Consider the following 9,546-nt stretch of genomic DNA (forward strand, 5'->3'; position numbering starts at 1 on the left):
AGTGAATTGGGTCCTTCCATTCGATATCTTTGAATCCATTTGGCAATAAGCCGCGGTCCAATATCGTATCTTTTACCAAGGTCATAAATACTCTGAGAAGTAGAAAGATATTCATGAACTATTTGTGCTTTTAATTTTGAATTATATTTAGTCATATAAAAAGTGCCTCGTAACTGTTAGAACTTTGTCTAACAATTATGAGGCACTTCATAAGGATTTATGCTTTTTTGTGATTTTGTGTTTTCATAATAAAAAGGAGAGTACAGGATTTGAACCTGCGCGCCCGCTCAACACGGGTTCGCCGGATTTCGAGTCCGGTGCATTACCACTCTGCCAACTCTCCAAAATTCAACTATTACATTATAGCAAGTTTTCCTACCTGCGTAAAGTGTAACAGCTGACGGGCCAACCTAGTTATCCTGGTTAGCAATATCATGCGTAGTTTTGCCATTCTTAGCCGTGTAGAGGGCCTGCTTGGTATTGTCCGGATTGACAATACTGAGAGAGTATTCATCTGTCAAAACATTGTCGATTTGACGAGAGTTACTCTTGATCGACTTAGTCAGGTTAGGCCACCCCATCTGCTCGGCCTGACTTGGATCCTGAACCAGGGCCTGCAAAGCCTTAACCGTATTATCATCAGTTGGCTTGATCTTAAAAGTCTTTGAATCCTCATCAAAGGAGACCGTCCCGAGTTTGGCATAGCCCTTCTGGAGCTGACGCAGCACTGACATCTCCTTAGTCTCAGTATCGGCCTGGTTGCTCTGCTGATTGATACTACCAAACTTGTTAGAAAACGCACTGCTGCCCTGCCCAGCCTGTACCACTCGAGAAGAAGAGCTGGCTTGATCACTTGCTTGATGCTGGTTACGGTGGAAGTACGGTAGATTGATGGTCCCATAAATCACGGCTGCTAAACTCAAGACCACAATGATGGTCCCACCCTTCCACTCACGATACTGTTGCCATGAGTTGGCAAGGTAGAAGCCGCCCAGGATCAACATTAGTGCACCAAAAATAACTAAAAAGATCATATTATATCGATACCTCTTTATCAACTGACATATTCTAATATTGCCAGTTCGTATTAAATTCTAACAACATTCGTTACGGCCAGTACCCAGATACAGCAAAGAGACTGAGCACGCCCAGTCTCTTCACGTTAAAACTCCATCAAGGCCTTCATATCATAATCCTTTATCTTCTCACGACCATGCAGGTCTTTCAATTCAATCAGGAAGGCACAACCAACAACAATGCCGCCCATCTTTTCAACCATCTCGATCGTGGCAGAAATGGTTCCACCAGTTGCCAGTAAGTCGTCGACAACCAGAACCCGCTGACCAGGCTTAATTGAATCAGCCTCCATCTGCAGGGTTGCGGTGCCATATTCTAGATCATAGCTGGCACTAATCGCCTTACGTGGCAGTTTTCCCTTCTTCCGGGCCGGAGCAAAGCCGACTCCCAGCTCACGGGCAATTGGACAGCCGACGATAAAGCCTCGGGCCTCGGGACCGACTACCATGTCAACCTGCTTATCCTTTGCATAGTCAGATAATTCATCCGTTGCCTGCTTATATGCTTCACCGTCGGCCATCAACGGCAAGATATCCCGGAAAATAATCCCCTTTTCAGGGTAATCAGGAATACTAGCAACGTATTTATAGAGGTCTAAAGTCATACAAAAATTGTCTCCTTTAATTCATCTTAAGGCACTGTAGTATCCATTGGGTAACGGTTGCCGCATCATCGTAGAGCAACGTTTTTTCTGTGTGATAACGGGCAAGCTGTTGTTGATACCGTGTCGTTTGTTTTAGATCCGTCTTACCACTTGTTGGTTGCAGATTTAAAACACCATGTTTAATTGTAACAAATCCCGCCTCAGAAAACACTTGAATTACAAAATTTAATCGTTCTTCATTCATTTTTAAATACTTGCTCATTGCCGATCGTTGACCAGGCCATTGTATCTGAGAATACCGCTTCAAGAACTTAAAGACCAAGGCGAAGTCAGCACGACTAGGCATTCCTGCCAGGTAAGCACTGTGTCGATTAGCCAACAACAGTCGTACAACCGCTGGCGTACCACTATCGTTTTGAAACAGCTGCTTAAAGCTAGCCAAGCTGTCTGGTAAGTCGACCAGGGTCACTGCCTTACCGGCTAGGTCCATTTGGCTAGCTGCTGCGGGAGTTAGAGCATGGTCAGCACCCACATGGGGAGCAACATTTTCCCGTAACCGCTCATCATAGACAATGTACTCACCGGCGGACTGAAAGTGTGTGGGGCGCAGATGCGCCGTCCGCTCGTCCAAGATCATAGTTCCGCGTACTCGAGCGTCAACCAGCATCAATTGGACCTGACGCTGACCATGCCACTCATTGATGGCGACCTTAGCGGCGATATCAACCTGGCCACCCTTGGAACGGAAAAGCTGGGCATTTGCGCCCCAACCAAAAGCCACCACCGCCACATCAGCCTGCTTGCCCGGAAGCATAAACTTCAGGTGACTATTATCCTTCCCCATCGTCTTCACGTTGGTCGGGTGAATATCATGAAGCTCGAAGACCGGTTCCTCATTTCCGGGACCAAATGGTGCTAATTTCTGCAGATCATCGAAGAGGCGAGTACTGACCACCTGGGGCTCCAGTTGACCAGCTAAGATTAAGGGAACTGGTTGTTCCCAATCAAAGTTTTGCTTGGCTGCCTCCTCACGTAGCGCTTTCTTCAAGTCAGCCAGTCGATCAACTGCAAACGAAAGGCCACATGCGGCTGGGTGCCCACCGAAGGCTGTCATTAGGTCACGGTGAGCATCCAAGGCCGTAAAAAAGTTAAAGCGATCGTCACTCCGCCCCGAGGCTTTGGCAACCCGGCTATCTCCCACAGTACTAGCAACAATAGTGGGTTTCCCGGTCTGCTCCTTGATCCGACTGGCAACAATTCCCAGGATCCCCTGATGCCAGTCATGCCCTAGAAGAACAAGGACTGGCTGATCCTGATTTTCCGCCGCCTCGGCCTGGGTACTGGCCGCTGCCATAACCTGGTCAACAAGTTGGCGACGCTGCTGGTTAGCTGCCTCGACCTGAGTAGCTAATTGGTGCCCCTTTGTGTCATCAAGGGTAGTCAGAAGCTGAACCCCAAGACTGGCATCGGCAACTCGCCCAAGGGCATTGAGCCGGGGAGCAATGCCAAAACCGATATCTTGGTCAGTCAGCTGCTGTTCATTTAACCCAGCCTCTTCAACTAGAGCATGTAAGCCGGGCCGCAAGCCTTGGCGCAGTTCCTGAAGACCCATCGTGATCAGCGACCGATTCTCGTCGGCTACGCTAACCACATCGGCAATTTCACCGATTGCCACCAAGTCGAGGAGCTCCGCAGGAAACTCATCAGTCAAAGCCCAGGCCACCTTGAAAGCAACCCCGACTCCGGACAGACCAGCAAATGGGTAATCACTGCCTGGGTACTGGGGGTGGACAACTGCCACTGCATTGGGCAAGTTATCAGGCAATTCATGGTGGTCAGTAATCACCACGTCGACCCCTTGAGCCATCACGGAGTCAATCACATCCTTACCACTAACCCCGTTATCGACAGTGATAAATAGCTGAGTTCCCTCATCGATCAAACGTTGGTAGGCAGCAGCGTTGGGTCCATAGCCATCTTTAAACCGGTTTGGGATGTAGTAATTGACCTTAGCCCCCACTGCCTGTAGGGTCTCGTACATGACCGCCGTACTGGTGATCCCATCGGCATCGTAGTCCCCATAAATGGTAATCTGCTCGCCACGTTCAATGGCTGCCTGAATCCGTTCCACCGCCTTGTCCATATCGTGCAACAGGTGGGGATCGTGAATCGCCTGCGGATCTGCCTTAAGAAAGCCCCGGGCTGCTGCCGCGGTCTTGTAACCCCGCTTGACCAACAGGTCGGCCACTACTGGACTAACCTGGGTTCCGGCAGCCACATCCTTTACAGCGGCCGGATCAGCCGCATCCGCTAGTTTCCACTTGAACCGTGTCTTAATCATTATTTCACCCTTAACCTTTTTAGCCAAAAATAAGAAAGGGCTGTACTATTTCAAATGACAGTCCTTCATCTTCTGCGTTGATGATAAATATTTACAGGTTCTTTTTGTCCTGTTGAAAATCAAAGAACTTCTTGATCGCCCAGTCACCGAGTCCCGGAAAGACTTGATAGGCCCAGCCCAGATAGGCTACATAAGCCGGTACGTTGATTTCTCGAGTCTTGTGACCAACATTGTCCCAAATCCGGGTAGCAAGATCATCCGGCTCGATGAACATCCACTGTGGCAGGTGCGCCTGGTAGTCACCGGTCTGATCAGCCTTCTTAAAGAATGGCGTTGTAATCGGTCCTGGGTTAACTGTCAGGACCTGGACACCGTAGTCAGCTACCTCCATCCGAAGAACGTTATCAAACTGGATTATCCCAGCTTTAGTTGCCGAGTAAACAGCACTGTTGGGAGTCGGAATTTTACCAGCCAGTGAAGCAATATTTATGATGGCCCCATAGCCCTGGTCCATCATCTGCTTAGCCACACACCGACTAATGTACATCAAGGCCAGGAGGTTAACGTGAACCATCGTTGCCATCGCAGAATACTTCTCATGGGCCACAGCGGTAAACTCGCCTAATCCCGCCGAATTGATCAAAACATCAATTGCCCCAACTTCGTGTTGTACCTTATCCAGGACCCGGTCGATAGCATCTGGTGAAGTCACGTCTAGGGCGTAAGCAAACGCCGGCCGCCCGGACAGGATTAGACACTTCTTAGCTACCGCCGCCAGCTTTTCCTGGTTGCGGGCAACCACCACAACGATGGCCCCGCGCCGAGCTGCCTCAAACGCCAAGGCCTTACCAATACCGCTAGAACCACCGGTGATCAATACAACTTCATTTCTTAAGAATCGTAAAGCTTTAACGCGTCCTAACACTACTTACCATTCCTTTCCCCTTGCTTATTAAACGGAATATCAAAGACATCCAGGTCATTGACTACCCGGGTCGCCGGGAAGTAATTACGTACCTGGTAGGCCAGCTGATAAGCTGCCTTACCAGCATAACGAGCCGAGATATGGGTAAGGAAGAGACGCTTAGCCCCCGCCCGCTTAGCAACTTCAGCCGCTTGTTTGCTGGTCGAATGGTAGTAGTTATGGGCCAGCTTGGCCTCATCCTTGCCAAACGTACTCTCGTGAACCAGGGCATCAGCGTCCCTGGCCAACCAAATAGCGTTCTTGGTCTGACGGGTATCACCCAGGATGGCAACGATCCGTCCTGGGTGAGCAGGACCGATAAAGTCCTGACCGTTTAGGACGCGCCCATCGGCCAGCTTAACCGTCTTTCCAGCCTTCAGTTGACCATAAAGTGGTCCGGACGGCACGTTCATTGCCCGCAGCTTGTCAACCTGGAGCTCACCAGGGTGGTCGTGCTCAACAACCCGATAACCATAACAGGTGATCTTGTGGTCTAGCCGCTTGGCGTAGACCGTGAAGCCCTTATCACGGAAAATCTCACCCTCGTGGTCAATTTCTACAAAGTGGAGGGGGTAGCTGAGCCGTGATTCGCTAACCTGAAGAGCGGTTTGAACAAAGCGCTTGATACCAACTGGACCGTAAATGGTTAGCGGCTCATTTCCACCCTGAAACGACCGTGAGCTGAGCAGACCGGGTAAGCCAAAGATGTGGTCGCCATGGAGATGAGTGATAAAGATCTTCTCTATCTTACGCGGCCGGATGGTCGTATAAAGGATTTGGTGCTGGGTAGCTTCCCCAACATCAAATAACCAGATGGCGTTGCGTTCCTCCAGCAGGCGCAGGGCCACACTCGTGACATTACGCTGCTTGCTTGGTGACCCGGCACCCGTTCCTAAAAATTCAAGTTGCATCTTTTTACTTCCTACCTTCTAAAAAAACTTTATTGTACAAATTCAAAGACAAACTTCTTGATCCGAACCAGGTCTCCATCCTTGATTCCCTTTGCCCGTAAGGCATCATCAACACCCATTGTTCGCAGCTGACGAGCAAAACGGAGCTGACTCTGCTCATGGGTCAGGTCGGTCATATCAAAGAGCCGTAGAAGCTTGGCCCCTCCGAGAACCCAAGTTCCATCCTCATCCTTGCTGATGGTAAAGTCTTGTGTCTCTTTGTCTGGTGCCGCTGCCTTGTACTCAGCAACCAGCTGTTCATCATGGCTTTCACTGTCAAAGGCTGGTGTCTTATCAAGCAGGTCGGCCGTCAATTGCATCAGTTGCTGAACTCCCTGGTGGGTCACTGCCGAGATCGGAAAGACCTGCGGCGTCTGGTCTAGAGTTGTATCAGCCTTCAGTTCCTGCTTGAAATGTTCTAAATTATCGTTGGCGTTTGGCATGTCCATCTTGGTAGCCACCACGATCTGCGGCCGCTTCAGCAACTCAGGATCATAGTTGGCCAACTCATGATTGATCTGACGGTAACGCTGAATAGCCTGTTCAGGATCCTCACTGCTCATGTCCACCAGGTGGAGAAGAACCCTGGTCCGCTCAATATGACGGAGAAATTTTAATCCGAGACCGACCCCCTTGGCGGCCCCCTCGATCAGGCCAGGCATGTCCGCCATCGCAAAATCTCGACCATCTGGCAGCATCACCATTCCCAAGTTCGGCACCAGAGTCGTAAACTCGTAGGCCGCAATCTTCGGCTTAGCACCCGTAACCACTGACAGCAGGGTGGACTTACCAACCGACGGAAATCCGATCAAGCCGACATCGGCTAGCATCTTTAATTCCAACTCTAGGTAGTGATCCTCTCCTGGCTCCCCGTTTTCAGCAATCTCGGGAGCTGGGTTCTTAGCACTGGCAAAGTGGATATTCCCACGGCCACCACGGCCACCGCGGGCTACAACCAGTTCCTGATCCTTTTCCACCAGGTCGCCGATAATTTCCCCGGTATCCAGGTCGCGGACCGTTGTTCCTTGGGGAACCGCAATAACCGTATCAGCAGCGCTGGGGCCAGTCATCTGCTTGTTCATCCCGTTGCCACCATTCTTTGCCTTAAAGATCCGGTGATAGCGAAAATCCATCAGGGTTCGCAGGCCTTCGTCAACCTTCAAGATAATACTACCGCCACGACCACCATCGCCCCCGGCAGGTCCTCCGTTTGGGACATACTTCTCACGTCGGAAGGCAACCATTCCGTCACCACCCTTGCCGGCGTGTACCTCGATTTTAATCTGATCTACAAACGTGTTCATACGATTTGTCTCCGTTCTATCGTTATTCTTTACCTAGTATATTGGAAAATCAGGAAAGCGTCAAAATCAATCATGACTGCTTCCCTTGGCAACCGCTGCGTTCTTCTGCAACGAGAGTTTAATCAACTGGGCAGTCGGCCGGTTAATTCCCAAGGCATGAATATCGTCCACCGAAGCCTGGGCAATCTTACTGATTGATCCGTATCGTTTAAGCAGCTTAGTCCGGGTTCGTGGTCCAACCCCCTTGATCTCGTCCAGACGAGAACTTAAGGAATGACGGGTATGGACTCGTCGGTGAAAGGTGATTGCAAAACGGTGAACCTCATCCTGGATTCGCTGCACCAGGTAAAAGCCCTGGCTGCGTGGATCAAGGTTGACATGTTGATCCTGATCACCAAAGAGCAGGTCGGCAGTCTTGTGTTTATCGTTCTTGACCATCCCCACTACCGGAATATCCAGACCGAGTTCATTCTCTAGGACGTCTTTAACGGCATTCATCTGAATCTCGCCCCCATCCATGAAGATCATGTCCGGCATCGGCTTATTTTCCTTCAACAAGCGTGAATACCGTCGCCGAATGACCTCACGGGTACTAGCCGCCTCGTCAGCATGGTCGATCACCGTCTGGAGCTTATACTTGCGGTAAAGTTTCTTAGCAGGCTCGCCATCGACAAAGACCACCATCGCACTGACCGGGTCAGTCCCCTGAATATGAGAATGATCAAAAGCCTCAATTTTGTGGCCCGCTGGTAGCCCAAGGGCGTCGGTGATCTCTTTCATCGCCCCGGTGGTCTTACTCTGGTCCATCTCCAGTAGTCGAAACTTCTCATCCAGGGTTAACCGAGCATTCTCAGCGGCCATCGCCATCAGGTCGCGCTTTTCGCCCCGCTCTGGCGTTCGTACCGGAATACCCAGGATCTCACTGATCTCCTGGTTGGGTAACCCCGCTGGCAGAAGGATTTCTCGAGGCCGAATATTATTTCGCCGGTTGTAAAATTGAAGGATGAAGCTGGTCATCTCTTCAACTGCCGTATCAACGATCGGAAAAAGCCGTTTCTCCCGCTTCATCAGCCGGGCCTGACGAATGAAGAAGACCTGGATCGACAGCCAGCCCTTATCCATGTAAAAATTAAAGAGGTCCCGCGGCGTTTTATCATTTGAGATGATCTTTTGCTTCTCAACGGTCACCTCAATGTAATGGAGCTGGTCGCGGATCTCAGCCGCTCGTTCGTACTCCAGGGCTGCCGCCGCCTTCTGCATCCGGGCCGTCAGCTGACGCTTAACGGTTGCCGTGTTCCCGTTTAAAAAGGATTTAATTCGGCGAATCTGGCGGTCATATGTCTCTTTAGGGACCTGCTTGAAGCAGGCTCCTAGGCACTGGCCCATATGATAATAGAGGCACGGCCGACCCTGATAGCCATGACATCGCCGTAGCGGGTAGACTTTTTGGATGAAGTGAAGCGTCTCCTCGGCTGCGTAAACATTTGGATAGGGGCCAAAGTAGTAGGCGCCGTCCTTCTTGATCTGACCGGTGATCATTGTCTGTGGATCCCGTTCGTTAGTAATCTTAATGTAAGGATAGCCGGTTCCCCGCTTCAGCTTGATGTTGAAGTAGGGTTGGTGCTTCTGAATCAGGGTGATCTCCAGCAGGAACGATTCCTTGTTGGTAGAAGTAATGATCGTTTCAAAATCGGCTACTTCCGAAACCATTTTTGCTACTTTCCCGGTGTGGTTACTCTTGAAGTAGGATCGAACCCGGTTCTTTAGGTTTTTAGCCTTACCAACGTAGATGATCTGACCGTTGATATTCTTCATCAGATAACAGCCGGGCTTATCCGGCAGCAACGCTAGCTTATGTTCAAGGTATTCACTTGCCATCATAACCCTCCGATCAACTTACTAATCATAATATTATAGATTAAAATTCGCCGAAAAGGCAATGAAAGTGCTGGCATCTGTTTGGACAAGCTACCCAGTTTATGCTAGCATTTTGGTAAACAATAAAGGAGCGATAAAGATGGGACTCGTAACACGCCGTAGCCAACAACTCGACAAGCTCTTTGACCAGTTCGCTGTTGATCCCCGAACTAAACCGTTGAAGAAGAAGCCGGCCGACAAGGATAATCAGCAGTCAAACGATAAAAACAAGGATAAAGATAAAAAGTAATAAAATGCGGAAACAATCAGCGGCTATAATGCCCTCTAAGTATACAGATGAAATAGAAAACTCATCTTGTACTTAGAGGGTATTTTTATATGGGAAGAAGATCAAAATTTTCACTCCAGCAAAAATTAAGTATTATCAA

The 9,546-nt window shown here is 49.7% G+C and carries 9 protein-coding genes and 1 tRNA gene; 1 reads left to right on the forward strand and 9 read right to left on the reverse strand.

The window, feature by feature from the left end:
• The 9 genes from CK797_RS08920 to uvrC all read right to left on the reverse strand — a co-directional run.
• On the reverse strand, positions 1–155 hold a 155-nt coding region (locus CK797_RS08920), incomplete at its 3' end, for a helix-turn-helix domain-containing protein (protein ID WP_146085288.1).
• 99 nt (positions 156–254) lie between these two features.
• Positions 255–343 (reverse strand) — tRNA-Ser (locus CK797_RS08925).
• A 67-nt stretch (positions 344–410) separates the two neighbouring features.
• Complete coding sequence (locus CK797_RS08930) at positions 411–1,034, reverse strand: hypothetical protein (RefSeq protein WP_104689388.1); 624 nt, start codon at positions 1,032–1,034, stop codon at positions 411–413.
• Between the two features lie 128 nt (positions 1,035–1,162).
• Positions 1,163–1,681 carry an adenine phosphoribosyltransferase gene (locus CK797_RS08935; protein ID WP_104689389.1) on the reverse strand — a complete coding sequence of 173 codons (519 nt, stop codon included), beginning with the start codon at positions 1,679–1,681 and terminating at the stop codon, positions 1,163–1,165.
• Positions 1,682–1,697: 16 nt separating this feature from the next.
• Entirely contained in the window at positions 1,698–4,022 is a 2,325-nt protein-coding gene (gene recJ / locus CK797_RS08940; RefSeq protein ID WP_104689390.1) for a single-stranded-DNA-specific exonuclease RecJ, read from the reverse strand.
• 91 nt (positions 4,023–4,113) lie between these two features.
• Positions 4,114–4,947 carry an SDR family NAD(P)-dependent oxidoreductase gene (locus CK797_RS08945; RefSeq protein WP_104689391.1) on the reverse strand — a complete coding sequence of 278 codons (834 nt, stop codon included), beginning with the start codon at positions 4,945–4,947 and terminating at the stop codon, positions 4,114–4,116.
• Positions 4,947–5,897 carry a ribonuclease Z gene (gene rnz / locus CK797_RS08950; RefSeq protein WP_104689392.1) on the reverse strand — a complete coding sequence of 317 codons (951 nt, stop codon included), beginning with the start codon at positions 5,895–5,897 and terminating at the stop codon, positions 4,947–4,949. The genes CK797_RS08945 and rnz overlap by 1 nt, the downstream gene beginning before the upstream one ends.
• A gap of 29 nt (positions 5,898–5,926) precedes the next feature.
• Complete coding sequence (gene obgE, locus CK797_RS08955) at positions 5,927–7,240, reverse strand: GTPase ObgE (RefSeq protein ID WP_104689393.1); 1,314 nt, start codon at positions 7,238–7,240, stop codon at positions 5,927–5,929.
• 66 nt (positions 7,241–7,306) lie between these two features.
• Complete coding sequence (uvrC, locus tag CK797_RS08960) at positions 7,307–9,118, reverse strand: excinuclease ABC subunit UvrC (RefSeq protein WP_104689394.1); 1,812 nt, start codon at positions 9,116–9,118, stop codon at positions 7,307–7,309.
• Between the two features lie 139 nt (positions 9,119–9,257).
• Here uvrC and CK797_RS09115 point away from each other — a divergent pair, with 139 nt between their 5' ends.
• Complete coding sequence (locus CK797_RS09115) at positions 9,258–9,407, forward strand: SPJ_0845 family protein (RefSeq protein ID WP_181049553.1); 150 nt, start codon at positions 9,258–9,260, stop codon at positions 9,405–9,407.
• Positions 9,408–9,546 lie beyond the last annotated feature (139 nt).

The sequence above is a fragment of the Limosilactobacillus pontis genome, assembly GCF_002940945.1.
GTDB lineage: Bacteria > Bacillota > Bacilli > Lactobacillales > Lactobacillaceae > Limosilactobacillus > Limosilactobacillus pontis_A.